Annotated in this window: 17 protein-coding genes; 4 read left to right on the top strand and 13 right to left on the bottom strand. The window is 35.8% G+C overall.

Annotation, left to right across the window (positions count from 1 at the left end; translation table 11 throughout):
- Positions 1-5: 5 nt before the first annotated feature.
- From NST97_RS15895 to NST97_RS15860, 8 genes are all read right to left on the bottom strand, one after another.
- Complete coding sequence (locus NST97_RS15895) at positions 6-377, bottom strand: EamA family transporter (RefSeq protein ID WP_094245081.1); 372 nt, start codon at positions 375-377, stop codon at positions 6-8.
- Entirely contained in the window at positions 374-736 is a 363-nt protein-coding gene (locus tag NST97_RS15890) for a DUF2304 domain-containing protein (RefSeq protein ID WP_094245080.1), read from the bottom strand. Before NST97_RS15890 ends, NST97_RS15895 begins: the two co-directional genes overlap by 4 nt.
- 11 nt (positions 737-747) lie before the next feature.
- Positions 748-1,434 carry a glycosyltransferase family 2 protein gene (locus tag NST97_RS15885; protein WP_341343440.1) on the bottom strand — a complete coding sequence of 229 codons (687 nt, stop codon included), beginning with the start codon at positions 1,432-1,434 and terminating at the stop codon, positions 748-750.
- A gap of 171 nt (positions 1,435-1,605) precedes the next feature.
- Complete coding sequence (locus NST97_RS15880; protein WP_341343439.1) at positions 1,606-2,982, bottom strand: O-antigen ligase family protein; 1,377 nt, start codon at positions 2,980-2,982, stop codon at positions 1,606-1,608.
- A gap of 149 nt (positions 2,983-3,131) precedes the next feature.
- Entirely contained in the window at positions 3,132-3,839 is a 708-nt protein-coding gene (locus NST97_RS15875) for a WecB/TagA/CpsF family glycosyltransferase (RefSeq protein WP_094245077.1), read from the bottom strand.
- A 10-nt stretch (positions 3,840-3,849) separates the two neighbouring features.
- The gene (locus NST97_RS15870) at positions 3,850-5,133 is read right to left on the bottom strand and encodes a nucleotide sugar dehydrogenase (RefSeq protein WP_094245076.1); all 1,284 of its coding nucleotides are present in this window, start codon (positions 5,131-5,133) and stop codon (positions 3,850-3,852) included.
- Between the two features lie 173 nt (positions 5,134-5,306).
- Complete coding sequence (gene wecB, locus NST97_RS15865) at positions 5,307-6,461, bottom strand: non-hydrolyzing UDP-N-acetylglucosamine 2-epimerase (RefSeq protein WP_341343438.1); 1,155 nt, start codon at positions 6,459-6,461, stop codon at positions 5,307-5,309.
- A 728-nt stretch (positions 6,462-7,189) separates the two neighbouring features.
- The gene (locus NST97_RS15860; RefSeq protein WP_341343437.1) at positions 7,190-7,981 is read right to left on the bottom strand and encodes an SGNH/GDSL hydrolase family protein; all 792 of its coding nucleotides are present in this window, start codon (positions 7,979-7,981) and stop codon (positions 7,190-7,192) included.
- A 193-nt stretch (positions 7,982-8,174) separates the two neighbouring features.
- Here NST97_RS15860 and tagU point away from each other — a divergent pair, with 193 nt between their 5' ends.
- On the top strand, positions 8,175-9,125 hold the full coding sequence (tagU, locus tag NST97_RS15855) for a polyisoprenyl-teichoic acid--peptidoglycan teichoic acid transferase TagU (protein ID WP_341343436.1): 951 nt from the start codon (positions 8,175-8,177) through the stop codon (positions 9,123-9,125).
- A 95-nt stretch (positions 9,126-9,220) separates the two neighbouring features.
- On the opposite strand, the gene NST97_RS15850 is transcribed toward tagU, so the two are convergent.
- Positions 9,221-9,751: a competence protein ComK gene (locus tag NST97_RS15850; RefSeq protein WP_341343435.1), complete on the bottom strand. Its 531-nt coding sequence runs from the start codon at positions 9,749-9,751 to the stop codon at positions 9,221-9,223.
- 196 nt (positions 9,752-9,947) lie between these two features.
- On the opposite strand from NST97_RS15850, the gene NST97_RS15845 reads away from it, so the two are divergent.
- A complete protein-coding gene (locus tag NST97_RS15845; protein ID WP_082829352.1) occupies positions 9,948-10,808 on the top strand; it encodes an alpha/beta hydrolase in 861 nt (286 codons plus the stop codon).
- A gap of 100 nt (positions 10,809-10,908) precedes the next feature.
- On the opposite strand, the gene manA is transcribed toward NST97_RS15845, so the two are convergent.
- The 3 genes from manA to NST97_RS15830 form a co-directional block, all read right to left on the bottom strand.
- Positions 10,909-11,859, bottom strand: coding sequence for a mannose-6-phosphate isomerase, class I (gene manA, locus NST97_RS15840; protein ID WP_066247027.1), 951 nt, complete (start codon positions 11,857-11,859; stop codon positions 10,909-10,911).
- Between the two features lie 185 nt (positions 11,860-12,044).
- Positions 12,045-13,331, bottom strand: a complete 1,287-nt coding sequence (locus NST97_RS15835; RefSeq protein WP_063386324.1) for a dicarboxylate/amino acid:cation symporter — start codon at positions 13,329-13,331, stop codon at positions 12,045-12,047.
- A gap of 711 nt (positions 13,332-14,042) precedes the next feature.
- Positions 14,043-15,092 carry a DctP family TRAP transporter solute-binding subunit gene (locus NST97_RS15830; protein ID WP_066246907.1) on the bottom strand — a complete coding sequence of 350 codons (1,050 nt, stop codon included), beginning with the start codon at positions 15,090-15,092 and terminating at the stop codon, positions 14,043-14,045.
- A 133-nt stretch (positions 15,093-15,225) separates the two neighbouring features.
- Between NST97_RS15830 and NST97_RS15825 the strand changes: the two genes are divergently transcribed.
- Positions 15,226-16,803 carry an ATP-binding protein gene (locus NST97_RS15825; protein WP_063386326.1) on the top strand — a complete coding sequence of 526 codons (1,578 nt, stop codon included), beginning with the start codon at positions 15,226-15,228 and terminating at the stop codon, positions 16,801-16,803.
- 21 nt (positions 16,804-16,824) lie between these two features.
- On the top strand, positions 16,825-17,517 hold the full coding sequence (locus NST97_RS15820) for a response regulator (RefSeq protein ID WP_268753441.1): 693 nt from the start codon (positions 16,825-16,827) through the stop codon (positions 17,515-17,517).
- 612 nt (positions 17,518-18,129) lie between these two features.
- Here the strand turns inward: NST97_RS15820 and NST97_RS15815 are convergent.
- Positions 18,130-19,077 carry a sugar-binding transcriptional regulator gene (locus NST97_RS15815; RefSeq protein ID WP_066246910.1) on the bottom strand — a complete coding sequence of 316 codons (948 nt, stop codon included), beginning with the start codon at positions 19,075-19,077 and terminating at the stop codon, positions 18,130-18,132.
- Between the last annotated feature and the right edge of the window lie 1,107 nt (positions 19,078-20,184).

The raw sequence follows: 20,184 nt of genomic DNA, 5'->3' as shown, positions 1-20,184 counted from the left end.
TAATTTTAAGTATTACTGTTGGGAGACAAACCTATTATCGAAACTCCCGCCATAATTAACAAACAACCTAAAACTTTTTGGAAGGTGATTGTTTCATTAAAAACAAAGTGGGCACCAAAAACAGCAAGTATATATGCGATACTTTGAAAGGGATATGCAACGCTGAGCGGAACTTTCGATAATATATATAGCCATAATATTGTTGCAATACCATACATTGCAAGTCCAGAAAATACAAAAGGGGAAAATATTACCTTTAAAATGGAAAGTAGAGAAAAGCTAAGTGTTTGATTTTCCATGCCGTATTTCCATAAAAATTGACCAGTAACTAAAATCAATGTATTTCCTAATATCAATATGAAGTTTACCAAAGTCATTTCTTATCTTCCTTATCTTTAATATAATCTTTTATTTGCTTTTTAAGAAAAGCTAGTTCTTGAATAACATTTTTTAACTTTTCTTGTTGACTTGAAATGACAGTCGTCTGATAAATAAGTAAATTTAAAATTACTAAAAAAGCAACCATAAAAATCAATGCTGGCATATAAGATATTCCAATATAATGGGCAAACTTATTAATACTTGGAAGGAATAACGCAATCAATAATGAAATAATACCAAAAACGATCCACAAAAATGCTTGTTTATCTTGAAGTTTATTTCTGCTAGTAAAGAATATAACTTGCATAAAAAAAAGCAAAGCAAATATTAATGCTATAACTTGGACAATATCCATGACTACCCTCCCTAAAAAACTGAACGAATTAATGAAATAAACGTAACTTTTGTCATGTAATATAATGATTTTAAGGGTGTGATCGATGATCTTCCTCCTTGGCGGTTTTTCATTTCTACTTTTATTTCTTTTATTCGATATTTTTTTTGTGCCAACTTTACAAGTACCTCTACTTCAGGATAGTCAACAGGATAATATTTTGAAAATTCTTTTATAATCTTCCTATTTACAATTCTATACCCTGATGTTGGATCTGTAATTTTTATTCTTGATATAAAAAGTAATAAGTAATAAAAATACAATATCCCTATTCTTCTCATTAAAGATCCTTTATAGTTAGTTTTCTCAATAAATCTTGAACCAATTACCATATCATATTGCGATCGTTCTATCTCCGCTACTAATTTTTCAAGATCGTCAGGATCATGTTGTCCATCTGCATCTAATTGGATTGCATATTCATAACCGTGTTTAAGAGCATATTTATAACCCGTTTGCATCGCTCCACCAATTCCAAGATTAATCGGCAAATCAATATAATTTAAATTATTTTCCTCTAAAATTCTCCTTGTTCCATCAGTTGATCCATCATTTATTACCACATAATCATACTTACAAGTTTCAACCAGTTTTTTTACTGTATTATATATTGTGTCTTCCTCATTATATGCAGGAATAATTATGAGGACTTTGCTCATTTTAATAAACTCCTTTCAAAATAAATAGGATAAGACAAATACCTATTATTCCAAGATATTATATCTTATTTTTAATACCCTCTCCAATGTATTCTAAAATATTTCATACTTCTTTTAAAAAACCTATCCACTTGGGATAGGTAAAAATTTTTAAGAGGCCGTTAACTGTAATTATGTAGTTTTAAAAACTAAAGTACAATATAAGTATACAATAAGCACACCTAAATAAATACTCACCGCCGGTGCTGTTAAAACATGACCCGCAGTATAGGCGATGCCAAGACCTAAAATAACGGCAGAACCAAATAAAACCACTTCATGATTAAAGTTTTCTTTAACATTTTTAAAAAAGTATGTAACGATTTTATAAGCAAGATATAAAAATGGAGCAATGTACAAAGCAAATCCAATAATTCCTATAGAAAAAAATATATCAAAAAAGTCCATTTCCACTGTTTTTCCTTCTTTTTGATAATTCCCACCATATCCCATTCCGAAAAGCTTTTGAGATAATGGAGCTTCAGCAAAATATTTTTTATGTTGTGCTAAAAAGTGCTCTCTCCCGCTTAATAAAACATTTTCTACTGCTTTTTCCCTTTCTTTTTCTATTTCGTTTTTAGATTCTTCTGTTTTATTATCATTATCTAAATTAGCTTGTTGTTGATCCAACCCAACCCATGATAAGTGGATATTCATATTATGTGCAACAGGTGTGTATGGGGTCAATAGCAGAAATAACACTAATACTCCCGAATTCACCACTAAATTTACACTATATTTTTTTGCCAAAACTGAATCATGTCTAAATCTAAACCATTCAACCAAATAAATAAAAAGTGCAATCACTAAAATGATGAAGACGGAACCATACCCAACTTTTGTCCCCACTGCTAACTGGGAAAATATCAACATACATACAGGGATCCAGTAATAAATAGTTTTCCATGATTTTGTGTTTGATACAGCATAATACACCACTACTGCAAAGCATATCGCCATAATAGCACCAATTTCGTTACCCGCAAAAAACCATCCTTGGTGTCCAAGTTTTTCGCTCTCATAACTTTTTATACCGGTACTTGTAATAGTTGCTATTATCATTACCAAAGATACAATATTCATGGAAATAAAAATATTCCTTTGAATTGTTTTTTGAATATTCTCTTGCTCTTTTAACTTTTTTATAACAATTAAGTAACCAAATAAAATAATGGGAACATATGCAATTTTTGCAATATTTCTTAACTCTGAGAACAAATGAAAAGGGTCTTTAACCAACATATTATTTATTAAACCAATTATTAAAACAAACCCGAACAGAAATAAATAAAATAATATTTTTTTCTTAGATTTATCCAGGGGAACCCACAAGATATATAACAAAATGAGAAACATCACACCAAAACGAATGAATACCCCGAAAGTTAAATCGATATGAAAAATAAATATTGAAAAAGATGTCATTAAATCGATAACTGGCTGTAAAATTATAAAAAATATCAAAAACCACTCAAACTTTGACGAAAATGAATATAAACGCTTATTCACTACACATCCTCCTGTTGCTTGATCCGTTCAAAAGTTATTTCTATCTTAATTAACTGAAATGGAATAAGTTCATGAGAAATGCCTTTTCCCAACAATAATATATTTTGTTGGAGAAAAGGCATCTGCTAAAAACTGAAATAAAACAACAGTTATTTTTTTAGTGCTTTAATCAAAAACTTCGGTAATATTAATTGCCTTTTCCATCTCCAAGGTTCTTTTATTAATCTGTAAAACCATTCCAACCCTAATTTTTGAAAAATTTCTGGAGCTCTTTTAAGATTTCCGGAAATGACATCAAAAGAACCTCCAACTCCTTGAAAAACAAAAGGGTGAAGGGAGTTCATATTTTCAATGATCCAATATTCCTGCCGTGGGCTTCCTAAAGCGACAAATATTATATCTGGTTTAGCTTCGTTAATTGTTCTACGAATAATGTCGGTATCTTTTTCATAGCCATGCAGTACACCAACAATGTTCAACCCTGGAAATTGTTTGATAAGCTCTTCTTTTGCTTTTTCAGCAATTCCTGGTTTTGCTCCATATAGAAAGATTTTTTTATTATGCTTTGCCGCTGCCTCACAAATCTTTAACATTAAATCAATCCCAGTAACACGAGAGCGAATGTTTCCTCCCCTTATTTTAGACGCTATAATCACACCTATTCCATCGGGGATTTGGTATGTCGCCTTATTCAACAATTCTTTTAATTGGTCGTCAACTTGTGCTTTCATAATTTTCTCTGGATTAATCGCAACAATAAAAGCTTTTCTTTTTTCCTCGATATCTCGTATTAATGATGATGTTAATTCTTCATAATTTAACGAAGAAACATCAATCCCGAGTATCTTTTCCTTCATAATATCACCTTTAAATACGAGGAAAGTTTTTAGAATCCCCTAATGTTACCACTGTAAAACCGGCCTTTTCCCATGTTAAACGATTTATGCAGTTTTTTGTATCGAAAATGATTTTAGATCGGATTCTCTCAATATTATTTGGATCTAATTCTTTGAATTCATTATGATCAGTCAAAATCAAAATGAGATCGGAATGATCCAAAGCTTCAGATAGACTTTGTGTTTGACGTTCAATCTTGTTTTCTTTAATATGCGGGTCATATGCTGTGTAATCAATACTTAGTTTTTCTAAGTGATTGATCACTTCAATAGAAGGACTTTCTCTCATATCATCTATATTTCCTTTAAACGCAAGACCTAGCACTGCAACACGACCATGAGAAATTCCTTTTTCTTCGAATAATCTCTTAACTTTATTTGCCGTATATGCTGGCATACCATCGTTGATCGTTCTAGCAAGATGAATCATTTTCGCAACATCAGGCTGAAGTTCAACAAGAAACCATGGATCAACTGCTATACAATGTCCCCCAACACCGGGACCAGGAAAATGAATATTGACTCGAGGATGGAAATTTGCTAACTTAATTGCCTCCCATACATTGACTCCAATATTTTCACTAATTTTAGCCAATTCGTTTGCAAAAGCAATATTTACATCTCGATACGTATTTTCAATCACTTTTACCATTTCGGCAGTTGTTGCATCTGTCGTATGAATCGTTCCTTTTACAAAAACTTGATATAATTCCTTTGTCAATTGACTAGATTTTTCATTAATTCCTCCTACAATACGATCATTTTGAACTAATTCCTCGAATACTTTACCTGGTATGACACGTTCCGGAGAGTGAGATACAAATAATTCTTCACCAATTTTCAAGCCGCTTTTTTGCAATATCGGCAACATAACGTCTTCAACAGTCCTTGGTGGAACAGTGGATTCTAAAATAACTAAATTTCCTTTTTGTAAGTACGGAACGATTGAATCTGTTGCTTGGCTGACGTAAGAAAGATTCGCAGTCTTATCTTGGTTGATCGGAGAAGGGACAGCAATAATAAAAATGTCAGCTTGTTCAGGTTTTGTAGATACTGTAAAATTGCCATCATCGATTGCTTTGTTTAGACGTTCCTGTAATCCATTTTCTTCTATATGAAGTTGTTTATTTTTTATTGATTTGACAGCATGTTCATTTATATCCACCCCATGAACCCTTAATCCATGGTTGGCAAACATAACAGCTGTTGGTAATCCAATATAACCCAATCCAATAACGCATATTTTTTTCTCCATAATCTTAAAAACTCCTTTGTAATCAGACAGAATTCACACTATCAGTTATTATATCGAATATTGCTTAAAGAAGATAGGCTAAATTTTTTTTGTAAAAGGATTTTAAAAAATACAACCTTTTTATATGACAAAAGCCATTAAAAGTCAACAAGAGCTGCCAAAAATAAACAGCTCTATTTATTATAGTTAAACATTACTGGCTTTGCTGTACTTACTCCAAAATAATAGAGAATCCCTTCCACAATCCGTTCTGATGCCTTGCCGTCTCCGTAAGGATTGGATGCTTGCGACATTTTCTGGTATACCTTTTCGTCTGTAAGCAGTTGTTTAGCTAATTGATAGATTTGTTCTTCATCAGTACCGGCAAGTTTCAAGGTTCCTGCTTCAATTCCTTCAGGTCGTTCAGTTGTATCGCGGAGAACTAAAACAGGTACGCCTAAAGACGGAGCCTCTTCCTGCACGCCGCCGGAATCTGTCAGGATAATATGGGAACGGGCGGCAAAATTGTGAAAGTCCAAAACTCCCAGTGGTTCAATTAAATGAATCCTGCTGTCATTTCCGAGAATTTCAACTGCTACCTCGCGAACAGCCGGATTAAGGTGAACAGGGTAAACAACCTGGATATCAGCAAATTCTTTTACTAATCTTTTAATGGCCCGGAACATACTTCTCATCGGATGCCCTAAGTTTTCGCGTCGGTGTGCAGTAAGCAGTATCATTCGGTCATTTCCAATTTCATCAAAAATTTCGTGGTGATAATCATCTGTTACTGTTGTTTTTAAAGCATCTATTGCCGTATTGCCTGTTATAAAAATCGAATCTTCCGGCTTATTCTCTTTTATTAAATTTTCAAATGCTTTCTTAGTGGGAGCAAAATGCAAATCCGCCAAAATTCCTGTTAATTGGCGGTTCATTTCCTCTGGAAATGGAGAAAATTTATTATTAGTGCGAAGCCCCGCCTCCACATGACCAACGGCAATCTGGTTATAAAACGCAGCTAAACTAGCAATAAATGTTGTCGTGGTATCTCCATGAACAAGAACAATGTCAGGCTTTACTTTTTTCATTATGCCATCTAAGCCTTCTAATCCTCTTGTCGTAATATCAACTAACGTTTGCCGATTCCTCATAATATTCAAATCATAATCCGGAACGATACCGAAAACATCCAATACTTGATCAAGCATTTGGCGATGTTGTGCCGTTACGGTTACAAATGACTCGATTTTGTCTGTATGTTTTTTGAGTTCCAGCACTAACGGAGACATTTTTATTGCTTCAGGTCTAGTTCCAAAAATCGTCATTACTTTAATTTTTTTCAAGAACATCACCTTCACAAATTTTTTTCGAACATAATATATCTTAACATTTTTAATAAAACTGATTTGTAAATTTCTTGAGATTCCCCTTATTTTTTACCTAATATTTCCGTTTTCTGATCGAATATTCCAAAAAGTCCTCCTTTAGTTCATCTCGGCTTAGAATAAAGAATAAAGGATACAATTGCCTCAGGGTAACCAAGTTAGTCGGTGATGCTCTAGCAGAATAGCGAACATCTCGCTGCCGATAAATGTTTTGATTCATAAATTTGATTCATAAAGTTGACCCTTTCGACTCATTGGCGAAGCTTAGGATCTGTCGCACAATTTGGAGCAAATCCTATATTTTTCTATACAAATTTAAAAACGTTCTCCAACCTCTCGTTTTTCTCTGCATATGGCGATAAGAATTCAAAGGCAGCCAGCTTCTATGGAATGCTTTTCAACAATCGCAATTGGCAGTATTTCTTTTGACTATGTCTTAGTTGCCGCAAAAAAAATGTGCCTAAATCGACAGTAGACAGGGATGAAGCTTTTTTTATTTAGCACAATCCTCACTATTGTTTCATATATTATGAACCGACAGCTAGCAACACTATGGAAACAATAGCCAAAAAATGACAACATTTTGCCTTGACGTTGATCTTTGTCTAAGCTACCATTCTCAACAAAAAAATCGACAAAATCACTATTTCCCGGAATATGTTATATTATATACTTCCTTCCAAAAAAATTTATCATTCATCCGCGGCAACAAAATAGTTGATTAAATACTCTCCCCATACCTGATTTCCTTTTTCGCTCGGTTTGGATCGGTCTTCTGTAACGTATTGCTTCAATTGCTCGTCTTCCTTATCCGGCCAATTTTCCCAATGGTTTAAATATGTAAAATGGTTTTCTTCGGCATATTGTTTGAGCGCATCTACTTCCTTAGGATAAAATTTTGCACCAAAGAGCGGGTGTGCAGGCTGCAGCATAATCGATACGTCAGGATTTGCTTCTTGAATTTTCCGCAAGATGTCCGTAATGTTGCTTAGAGTATTGTCAATGCCGACAACGCCGTTATCATTCAAAATAAACGGCTCGAAAAGGAGGATGTCAGGCTTTTTGTCTGCAATTTTTTTATATAATTTTTTATTCAATACACTATGCGTTGTCTCCTCGGCATCGGAAACAATCGAGATGTTAAAGAGCTCATCTCCATATGCAGAAAGAAGCTCCTTTTTCAGTTTTTCCGGCCACCCATTTTGATCGGAAGGAACGGATTCAGATCCCCAAATTACAAAGTTCAATTGTTTCTCTTCTTTTAAAGCTGTTTTGATTTTTTCCTGAACATCCTCCGGTAAATTTTTGACGTAGTCCTCTCGTGTATCATTTTGTTTACTATTGTCTTCCTTTATATTTTCTGCAGACGATTCCACATGAGCAGCTGTCGGTTTTGAAATTTTTTGTTTCCAGTAAAAATGGCCGACAATAATTGATGCTATACATAAAACGACAACATTACTAACAATAATCCTTTTTTTCACAGATAATCCTCCAAACGACAAATTTCTCACTTTATTATAGCGGAAAATGACCTGCCGTTCCATGCTGTCAATTCATTTTTTCAAGCGGTGTTGACAAGTGTATACGAAAATATTTTCCTCACAAATATATTGTCTTAATAGAATTGGAAACTTATAATCAGATTAGATAATATTAGTAATGAGGGATGAAATTATGAGATCAGATAGACAGAGAAAAAAGAGAAAAAAATGGCTCTGGATTTTGTTATCAGTCATTGGAGTTTTCATTATTGCCACGGGATCCTATGCCTTTTACATTTGGAACAAAGCACAATCGACCATTGCCAACATTCAAGAAAACATCGGGCGGGATAAATCAGACAAACGCGATCAGCAAGTCAACTTTAAAAATCGCGATCCTATTTCCATATTGCTGATGGGTGTTGATGAAAGAAAAGGAGACCGAGGACGGTCTGATTCGCTCATTTTGATGACAGTCAATCCAAAAGAACAGTCAATGGAAATGGTCAGCATTCCCCGCGATACAAGAACGGAAATTGTCGGAAAAGGCATTCAAGACAAAATTAACCACGCCTATGCTTTCGGCGGAACAGAAATGGCTATTAAAACGGTTGAAAATTTCTTAGATGTGCCGGTTGATTATTTTGTCAAAGTGAATATGGAAAGCTTTCGCGATATTGTCGATGCAGTCGGCGGTGTGACGGTTGAAAATGATTTAGATTTCACTTATGAGGGCTACCATTTTGAAAAAGGAACCATTCACTTGGATGGCAAAAAAGCTCTTGCGTATTCAAGAATGCGGTATGATGATCCAAGAGGCGATTTCGGACGCCAGGAAAGACAGCGGCAAATTATTGAGGCGGTTATTGAAAAAGGAGCAAGCATTACATCCATTACAAAATTTGGAGAAATGTTTAAAGTCATTGAAAACAATGTAAAAACAAATCTTACATTTGATGAAATGTGGGCGATTCAAGAAAATTACAAAGATGCCCGAAAAAATGTCATTCAGCATCAAATAAAAGGGAGCGGAAAAAAAATTAACGGCATTTACTACTATATTGTGCCTGAAGATGAACGTCTTTCCCTTTCCAACGAGCTGAAAAAACATTTGGAATTAAATAAAGAAACCGCTGAAAAGTAAGAAATAGTGCGGCAGTTCACCATTCGATCGCATTTTTATAAGAACTGCCGCACTTATAATAAAAATCCCCGCAAGCCGAGAATCATTCAGCAGCATTATGATTTTCGTTTACAATCATAACAAGATGGCTTCTCATATAAAATAAAGGAATGGTATTCCTTCCCCTCATTGATCCTTCTCTTATATGTATCATTGATATGAGACGCACTTTTCATTTTGTTGTAAATGATACTCATATGCTTCTCCACAACGACTTTCTCATGATTGATTAAAACGATTGTTGAATGCTTTCCTTTTGAAACGACATGTCGAATAGCCGAATGCGCAATCCATTGGCAGTCTAAATGCTCCATTGATTTAGTAGGGAAAAAACAAAGATCAAGGGCAGGAATGCATACAGGAAGCATGCGCTGGCGCGGCAGGATTTTCTTAGCTGCGTCTATGATGCCTTTAAGAGACACACCGTAATAGCTGCAGCTCTCTGCCAAAAGGTCTTTCGGCCTCTCTTTCACAAGATACTTTTCATACTTCTCAATAACAATTGTCCAACATTCTCCATACTTATTAAAATAAGGAAGCAATGCTAGCGTGTCACAAGTTAAAATATAATTTTTGACCTGCTCCACTCTTTCACCCCTTTTTCTTCACTATTTGACAATCCTTGCATGACATTAGACTTTTTTACTAGTTCTTTCGATGTATATTATACACGAATTTCAAGAAAATTTGGTAAATTTCTAAACTTTTTTGTAAAAAAAGAAAAAAATTCCATGATAAAACCAAAAAATTAGTATAATATTATCATTACGAGGTGAACTTATCGTGAGAAAAAAATCGACGATGGGGCGAATGGCATCTATTTTTTTATTTACGTTTTTTCTTTTAAGCGTTTTTTTTATTACGTGGCGCTCGAAGCATGTCGATTCAAACGACTCTTTTGCAAGCATTGAACCTCAAATTCCGACCATCTTTGTCCATGGCTATAAAGGAACAATGCGCTCGTTCCAACATATGCTGCATCGTTTTGAATATGATTACCGCTGGGGAACAAAATCAATGGTCATTCGAGTTGACCGCATGGGCATTGTCCATATTTCCGGAACAATCCCACAAAACTTAAAAAATCCTTTTATACAAATTGTTTTTGAGGAAAACCGCACAAGTATTGAGGAAACGGCAAATTCTCTGAAAAAGGCAATGCGCTTATTAAAAGAAAACTATTCGGTAGACGAGCTATACATTGTGGCTCATTCGATGGGAGGACTCGTTTCGACAAAATATATCGAGGACACGAACAACTTGAAGGATTACCCGATTGTCCGCAAAATGGTGGTCATAGGCAGCCCGTTTCAAGGAATAGAACAGGAATCTTACCATAAGCTGAATACAGGTAAAGCAATCATTGATTTAAAGCCAGATTCTCATGCTTTACTAGAAATATTGAACAACCGGGATCAATTTTCTAAAAAAACGAAAGTTCTCAATATCGCAGGGATCAATCCCGAGTATAAAGACAGTGATGGAGTTGTCTCCATCCAGAGCGCTCTCAGCGCTAGAAATATTGTTCCGTTAGAAAATTATCATGAAATCATTGTTAAAGATAAACTTGCCACACACAGCGGTCTTCATGAGCATCCGAAAGTGGACAAGTATATCGGCGAATTTCTATGGGGGTACAATTGAGTTGGGGAAAGTATTTCTTCAACCGAATGACCTTTTTTCAATAAAAACCCCGATTCTTCTCCCTCCTTTAAAAGGAGAAAGAAGAGTCGGGATAAATGTTTTATACATGAGATACAATGAGAACACATTTTCCTTTTATTGCGAAATCGCCCGTTTGGTTCGGCAAAATAAAATGAGCCCCTTTTTTTAGTGTGTATGAACGGCCATCATGAGTAAGCTCCCCGTCTCCCTCAATCACGCTTGCAAGAAGGAACGGATGATTTTGAACAAACTTCCCTTCGCCGTCAATCTCCCATTTGTAAACTGAAAAAAATTCGTTTTTGATAAATGTGGTAATCGTTGCTCCTTCCTTTACTTCCACAGAACGTTCAATCGTGTAATCTTTATGAGGAACAGTCGCCACCTCTATCGCTTGTTTCAAATGCAATTCTCTTTTATTTCCGTTTGCATCTACACGGTCGTAATCATACACTCTGTAAGTCGTATCAGAACTTTGCTGCGTTTCAAGGATGAGCGTTCCTTTGCAGATGGCGTGGATGGTGCCGCTCGGAACATAAAAGAAGTCGCCCGGTTTTATTTTTACTCTTCTCAGCAATTGATCCCATTTTCCGCTTTGAATCATGGATACGAGCTCTTCTTTCGTTTTGGCATGATGACCGTAAATGATTTCCGCATTTTCTGAGCAGTCAATGATATACCAGCACTCCGTTTTTCCTAATTCACCATTTTCGTGCTTTTTTGCATATTCATCATCTGGATGCACTTGCACGGACAAATCGTTGTTTGCATCAAGAATTTTCGTTAAGAGAGGAAATCGATCCCCTTTTATTCCGCCGAACAATTCTCGATGGTTGTCCCATAATTCACCCAATGTTTTTCCTTTAAACTTTCCTTCTGCTACAATGCTTTGACCATGCGGATGGGCAGAAATCGCCCAGCATTCTCCTGTTGTCTCCGTTGGAATTTTGTAATGAAAATGAGTGCGAAGGTTTGTTCCACCCCAAATTCGATCTTTAAAAACAGGCTTTAAAAAAATTGGAGACTGCACCACCTTGTTCCACTCCCTTTCTGCAATAATTTCCCCATTATTTATATTAAGCAGTTCTTGAAATTTTTTCACCTTTTTTCATTTTTTATACAGAGCTCGCTGAAGAGAAACCTTCAATATCAAAACAGAAAAGGATGCCGAATTCTATCAACATCCTTTTCTTTTTGATTGGTTATCAAATTTTCGAATCACTGTTCGTTAGCATATACAGTGCCAGTCGCCTGACTGGAAACCTGCTCTTCTTGAGAAGCTTTTTCCGGATGAAACTCTCCTTCCATTTTTGACACAACAACTGTTGCGACACCGTTTCCAATTAAATTCGTAATCGCACGGGCTTCTGACATAAATCGGTCAACACCGATGAGAAGTGCAATTCCTTCAACCGGAACCATTGGAAATGCAGCCAAAGTAGCGGCTAATGTAATAAATCCGGAACCAGTCACACCTGCAGCGCCCTTTGAAGTCAGCATTAAAATTCCAAGTAGAGTCAGTTCTTGCCAAATGGTTAAATCGATCCCATATGCCTGTGCAATAAAGATAGCCGCCATTGACAAATAAATCGACGTTCCATCAAGATTAAAAGAATACCCAGTCGGAACAACAAGACCAACAACAGACTTAGAACATCCGTACTTCTCAAGCTTTTCCATCAATTTTGGCAATGCGGATTCAGAGGAGGAAGTTCCTAACACAAGCAATATTTCTTCCTTTATATATGCGATAAATTTTAAAATGCTGAACCCGTAAAATTTTGTGATCAGTCCCAACACGATCACGATAAATAAGAACATCGTCATGTAGACAGAGGCCATTAATTTTCCTAAAGACACAAGCGATCCCAGACCGAAATTTCCGATTGTATAGGCCATTGCACCAAAAGCTGCAATCGGTGAAATTTTCATAACCATATTTACGATGCCAAAAAAGATATTTGTCAATTGTTCAAACAAATTCATAACAGGTTTTGCTTTTTCCCCTAGTCTTGCCGCTGCTAATCCGAAAAGGACTGCGAAGAATAAAATCGGCAAGAGTTCTCCGTTTGCGAGCGCTCCCACTGCATTTTCTGGCACAATGCTCATGATAAAGTCTAAAGCACCGTGACTTGTTTCCTCTGCTTGTTTCGTATATTGAGAAATATCGCTTCCTTGCACACTATCGGTGTTAAAGCCCTCACCTGGCTTCATAATGTTTACAACAAAGATCCCGATAGCAAGAGCAATCGTCGTAACAATTTCAAAATAGATCAGAGCTTTCCCGCCGATCCTGCCTACTTTTTTCAGATCACCCATCGATCCGATGCCGATGACAACGGTGAAAAATACAATTGGTGCAATCACCATTTTCACTAGTTTAATAAAAATATCTGCCAAAATCTTTAATTTCGCCCCGAACTCAGGGAATAAAAATCCAACTGTAATCCCTAAAATGATACCGATAATAACTTGTACAGTCAGGTTTTTAAAGTTTATTCGCATCTATCTCTCTCCTTTCCCCTTTGATAACGTTTTCAAACGTCCGTACATTTATGTTAATAGAATGTTCAAAAAGTTTTAATATTATGGTTTTATTAATCTTTTTGTTCTTTTTGGTCTCAAAATTAATTTGAATGGCCAAAAATGAGAAAGGATTAGCACCTCCCTAGTCATTCTGGGAAACAGAAGCAGAAACTCTTAATAGATTCATTTTTGCTTTTCAACTACTCCCGCTTAAAGTCTCACGAGCTTGTCACTCCAAAGAAACGTAAACGGCTTGTTCTCCTTCCTTAACAGAGCTGGTTAACTACTGCCCAACGACTCTCATGCTTCAGTCGTAACTCCAACGATGACCATTTTCATAACCGATTGTCCATTTGTAACCCCAAAAAAATCAAAATACAACGGGCGATAAACCATGAGATCGAGTTTCTTAGAATCATTCATTCGTTTCAAATAGTTACTGCCGATAAGCTGAAAGGTTTTATTTCAGCCATTCCTGTAAAGAAAGTTCAGCCGCTGTGATGTCCATGTACTTTATCTTACATCTTTCCACCGAATGCTCGTTGGACTATTTCTTGTGGTGTATCATGCGTAAAAATGGTTGAGAGCGGCGAATATAACACCTCACTGAACAAATTTTTTCTCTCAAATTCCATAAAAAAAGACTGCCGCCTCGCGGACAGTCCATTTTTTGCTGAAACAATGGCTAGTTCAGCTTGCTGCATTTCTTATTTCTTTTAATAGCTTTCCATATTTCGCTTCATATTCTTGGTAAAGCGGCACAAATCGTTCCTGCCATTTCTTTCGCTCTTTTTCCGTTAACGTATGAATATGTATATTTGGATTTTGCCTCATTTCTTCAAGCTGTCTTATATTTTGCTGTTTTGATTGCTTCATATTCCAAGCTGTCGTTTCTTCTATTGCTTCCATAATTTGTTTTTGAACGTCTTTAGGTAGCTGATTCCAAAATGTTTCATTGACCATTACGACATATCCTAAATAACCGTGATTGCTAATTGTTACATACGGATGAAATTGATAAAATCTTTTTGAATAAATATTCGAAATTGTGTTTTCTTGTCCGTCAAACGCTTCCTCTTCTAATGATTCATAAACTTGATCAAATGAGAGGGCAATCGGTTCCGCTCCTAACATGTTAAATTGTTTTTTTATGACTTTATTAGGCATGATCCGAAATCTTTGGTCTTTGAAATCATCCGGATTCTTCATAAACATTTGACTATTTACCATTTGTTTGAATCCATTTCCCCAAAAAGCCAGTCCTTTAAATCCTTTCGGTTCTAACATACTGAGCAGCTCTTCGCCAATTTTTCCTGTTAAAACCCTTTCAACATTATCATCGTTTTGAAAAATAAACGGTAAATCTAACACTTCCCATTCCGGAACCAATTCTGCCACGTTTGAATAGGAAGGAGCGATCATTTGCACTTTGCCTTTTCTTAAAGCTTCTATTTCATCTTTATCTGAATATAATGAACCGTTTGGAAACACAATCACTTTTACTCGGCCCTTCGTCTTTTCCTCGACCAAATCTGCAAACCTTTGTGCAGCCAAGCCTTTTGGCGTATCCTCCGCCACTACATGGCTGAAATAGATTTTAATTTGCTCTTTTAGCCCCTCTTGCTCATCATCGTAAACCGGTGGATCATTTTGAGATTGTATAATGATATTATAGGAAAATAACGCAAAGGCTAACCCGGCACATACTATAGCCAAATACCTCACGATTTTTTTCTTCATGATTCATCACACCATTTGTTTTTGATCATTTTAACATAAATTATACCAAGCATGCTCTTTCTCTAAAGTAAAGGAAAGCAAATCTGTGATAAAATAAAGCAAGTATGAACGTTTAGCTAAAAGAGGTTGCCTTATGAAGCGATTACCAATCATATGGAAAATAACAGGTTTAATTTTTATTATTGTCTTTTTATCGCTTTTTTTCGGAGGATTATTTATTGTAAACGAATATTTAAACCAAAAAGAAGAAGAGCTTAAACAGCAATCTATATTAGCTGCGAGGACGGTTGCGGCGCTGCCTGAAGTCAGAAACGGGCTCAATGGAAGCTTGAAAGATCGCCAGCTGATTCCTTCGATGATTGAACGTCTTCAAATCATTAACGGAACAGAATATATTGTTGTGCTCGATATGGATCGTACCCGCCTTTCCCATCCGGTCAAATCGTTAATCGGAACAAAATCGGAAGGAGAAGATGAAGGTCCTGCCTTTGCCGAACACACATATACGTCAAAAGCAAATGGAGAAATCGGCACTGTTATCCGCGCCTTTGTACCTGTCATGAATAAAGAACATAAACAAGTTGGAGTCGTCATCGCAGCCTATAAGCTTCCAAGCTTATATGAGCTGCTTGCAAATTTAAAATCGCAAATTTTTTCGATTTCTTTTCTTGTCTTACTATTAGGCGGTTTGGGGGCCTGGCTCCTGGCAAGACATATAAAAAAGCAGATGTTTCACTTGGAGCCTTTTGAAATAGCTAAAATGCTAGTTGAACGGACTGAAACATTTAATGCTATGCACGAAGGAGTCATTGCCATTGATAAAAATGAACGTATAACTATTTTTAATGACCGTGCCAAACAAATGATGGGCATTGAAGGAGATGTGATCGGAAAGCCGATTCGCGACGTTATTTCCGACACCCGACTCCCGGAAATATTAGTAATTGACCGTCCTATTTATAACAAAGAATTGCAGGTAAGGAATCTAAGCATTTTAAGCAATCGCATCCCGATCAGAGTGAATAACGAAACGGTCGGAGCTGTCGCCATTTTCCAGGATCGAACTGAAATCAAAAAGCTTGCGGAAGAATTAACCGGAGTGAAAGCTTTTGTCCACGCGCTTCGTGTTCAAAATCATGAACATATGAACAAATTGCACACGATAGCAGGTCTCATTCAGCTTGGACATAAAGAAAAAGCGTTAGAATATGTATTCAAAATAACGGAAGAGCAAGAAGAGCTGACAAACTTTTTAACTGAACATATTAAAGATGAAAGCATATCGGGCCTTTTACTCAGCAAAATCAGCCGGGGCAAAGAGCTCGGAATTAAAGTAGTCATTGACAGAAACAGCCATTTGGAGCGATTTCCAAAAAATATCGATCATAACGACCTGGTGATCATCATTGGGAATTTAATTGAAAATGCTTTTGATGCCTTTCAAGAGTCGACTGATCCAGACAAAGAAATATTCGTCAGCATCGATCAAAATAAAGAAATTTGCACGATATTAGTTGAAGATAACGGTCCTGGCATAGACGATTCTGTATTACCGAACATTTTTGAAAAGGGTTTTTCCACAAAAAACAAGCAAAATCATGGAATAGGCTTATATCTGGTCAAACAAATTGTTGACCGAGCAAACGGTCACATTCAGGTTGAGTCGCAAAAAGGTATGGGAACTACATTTATCATCACATTTGATATGTAAAAAACAAAGGGGGCAAAAAATTTGAACAAAAAAATTAGTGTATTGTTGATTGAAGATGATCCCATGGTTCAAGAGGTGAATAAACAATTTATCCAAAAAGTCGACGGCTTTACTGTGATTGGAATCGCAGGAAACGGAAAAGAAGGCATAGAGCTTGTTCGAGAATTGAAACCTGAACTAGTTATTATAGATATTTACATGCCTAATCAGGATGGATTAGAAACGCTTAAGCAAATCCGGTCAGAGGGTCATTCCGTAGATGTCATTGCGATTACCGCTGCGAGAGATATGGAAACTGTTCGCCGTGTCCTGCAAAACGGCGCTTTTGACTACATTATGAAACCGTTTAAATTTGAACGGCTCCAACAATCATTAAAAAACTATTTGCTTTATCATAGCCAGCTGAAGGAAAAAGAAAAATTAACGCAAAAAGATGTAGACACTATGTTGTTAAACAATAAATTCAAGAAAAAGCCAGAGAATCCAGAACTGCCTAAAGGGTTGAACCAAGTAACACTTGATAAGATTATCCGTTTCCTTCAAAATCAAAAAGAACCGATTTCCGCTGAAGAAGTTGCGGAAGGAATCGGTATTGCACGCGTTACTGCACGAAGATATTTAGACTACCTGGCGAAAATCAAAAAAGTCTCAATCCATGTTCAGTACGGCAGCATCGGAAGACCTGTCAATCGATATATGTTTCATTCTGATTAAGCTTGACAAGAGGCGAAAAACAAACGAAAAAATCATTGAGCTGGACCACTTTTCTCATTTTTAAATTGCTAGGACAAATAAATGCTATGTTGGCTTTATCAGGGGAACAGTCATCGCACGTTGAATACTAATGGTGTCAATTTTCTCTTACGGACATTTTCTTTTTTAATCGGGACATAGAAAGGCTTTCGAACCTACATTATGAGTTCTCAATAAACAACGATTATTCTAAAAACGAGTTCAGAATTTTTCGCCGACTTTGCCTTTCAATGCGTTGAATTTTCAACTTTTTCCCTCCTCCCTTGCTTTCCTTCAACCTATTGTCCGCTCTTTATCTGTTCCTTCGCCATTACCATTTTCAACTTTGCTTTTAAATTTTTTACCCCACTTTTTTAGTGGAATAACTGCCTTGTAATGATCCGTTACAAAATGCCCCATGCTAAACAAAGACACGTGATTTTTTTAAGTAAGCGTCGACGTTTTAAATCGGCAAAATATTTCAGCAAAATCAAAAAAACTCCAACTTCAAAACTTAATGATTTGAGAGTTGGAGCATAGTATTTTTATTTAATTTTTCTATAAATCGGCCCATGGGATTGAATTAACAGGGTATTACCAGTTTTCAACAATTGCTGCAGCAGTCTGTTCATCGATAATTAAAACATTTATAAATCCACCGTTTAATGCAGCTTTTATACTTTCAAGTTTGTGTATCCCTTCAACAACAGCAATTACTTGATTAATTTTTTTCAGTTCTGTTAAAGTAACGCCAATTACTTTGTTCGTAAAAGAGTCGATAATAACATTTCCAAAATCATCAAAAAAACGAAATCCGATATCTCCGACTACACCGAGCTTGCGTAAATAATTTAAATCTTCATCACTCAAATAACCTAACTTCCGCAATGTAGATGACCTATGCGGGTTACCAATTCCGATGACTGCTATATCGACATTTCGTCCTTCTTCAAGCACTGCTTCTATATCCTGCATTGCTAATAATCTTTCTTTTAATTCTTCTGTCTCTACAATCGCAGGAGCGTATAAATAAGAGCATGTACAATTTAACTTTTTTGCCAGTTCATATGCCAGTTGATTTGCATGAATTTCAACGTATTTTCTTCCCATACCACCTTCGAGCGGAACTATATGTATATCTTCATTACGTACATATGGAAATTCCTTTACAAGTTCGGCAAGTGTAGTTCCCCAGGAAATTCCGAGACGTTTTACGTTTTTTAAATTTTTAGAAAGATAATAAGCACCTGCTCGTCCTACTGCACTCTTTACCAAATCAGGAGTTAAACCTACAGAAGGAACAACAACTGCATCCTTTAAATTAAAATATTTTTCCAGCTTCTGTTCCAATTCAACTGTATGGATACTCTCATCTTTTATATATATTTCAATAATTCCTGCTTCTTTTGCCTTTTGTATCATTTTCGAAACAATCGGTCTAGACACGCCAATTTTTTTGGCAATTTGCTCTTGTGTCCATCCTTCTGTGTAATATAAAGTCGCTATCTTGACAAGTTGTCTCCTTTCTTCCCACGTTAACATTTCTTCACCTCTTTATTTAACCATCAGCATTGTTAAAAATAACTTATATTAACTAACCTTTGACTTAAATTAATCTTATTCCTCAAGTTGTTATATTCAAAAAATTTTGTAATATTTTTAAATATATGGAAAATACATGGTCTTTAATCAGTATAAAAAATCCTTATAATTAGAATTTCTAATTATAAGGATAATTCCCATGGATAAGGATAACACAAAAAACACAACAAATGAACTAATAAGTACAATGAATAAGCAAGAATTTTCTGAGTTGTTCAATTTGATTCATCAAACACGTCAAGAAACTAACGGCCTTAAGTTTCAACACTTGAGTAAGATAGCCTAAATGAAAAGCATACGAAAGATCTAAAATGGGGAATGGTGAAAGTTGTTGCCAGAGCTGAGAAGGACTATTTCTGCAAGAAAAAAAGCAGAGTGTGGAGTCAACATTAAAAATTTGCAATAATATAACTCAACGATTCAGTTATAAAAGGCTTGACATGGAGCCGCTGCAGCTTAATTCTTCCAACAATCACCAGTTAAAACAGTTAAACTTTTATTGCCTTCCTCCATGTAAAGCCCAGTGTATATCACTGCATAAGCACTTTATTCCTCTCCACACTTTTATATTGAAATAAACAAAGGACTTTTCCTTTATTCAATTTCTTTAATCAAAAAGGTCAAACACAAAAAAGAATCCGCCATGTTTTAACAACAATTTAACGAAGGTGAACTGGGACCATCTAGACTATTTGACTATCATTCCCCTTGTTTCCATATAAATTCTTATTAATCTTTTTTATTATTGTATTTGATAATTGAATTTTGAGCCACTCCGATTACATACTTGTGAGTCACTTCGAAATTGGCAAATGGTAAATCTGGAGTGTCTTGACATGGAGCCTCCAGAGGCATGATTTCACTCGAAAGGCGACACATCAAAGTGTTTCGATAGGCAACAAGCCTATCATGCCTCTCACTCCATATCAAGATGGTGTTTTTCGATGGAAATGGAGTGGTTCACGTTTTCATGAGCGAAGTGGCTCAATTTTATGTGAGCAAAAACAATTATGAACGAAAAACACATATAGCTATTGTTTTTTGAAC

The organism is Aeribacillus sp. FSL K6-1305 (genome assembly GCF_038050115.1).
Lineage (GTDB): Bacteria > Bacillota > Bacilli > Bacillales > Aeribacillaceae > Aeribacillus > Aeribacillus composti.
This window is presented reverse-complemented; position numbering and strand designations above follow the sequence as displayed.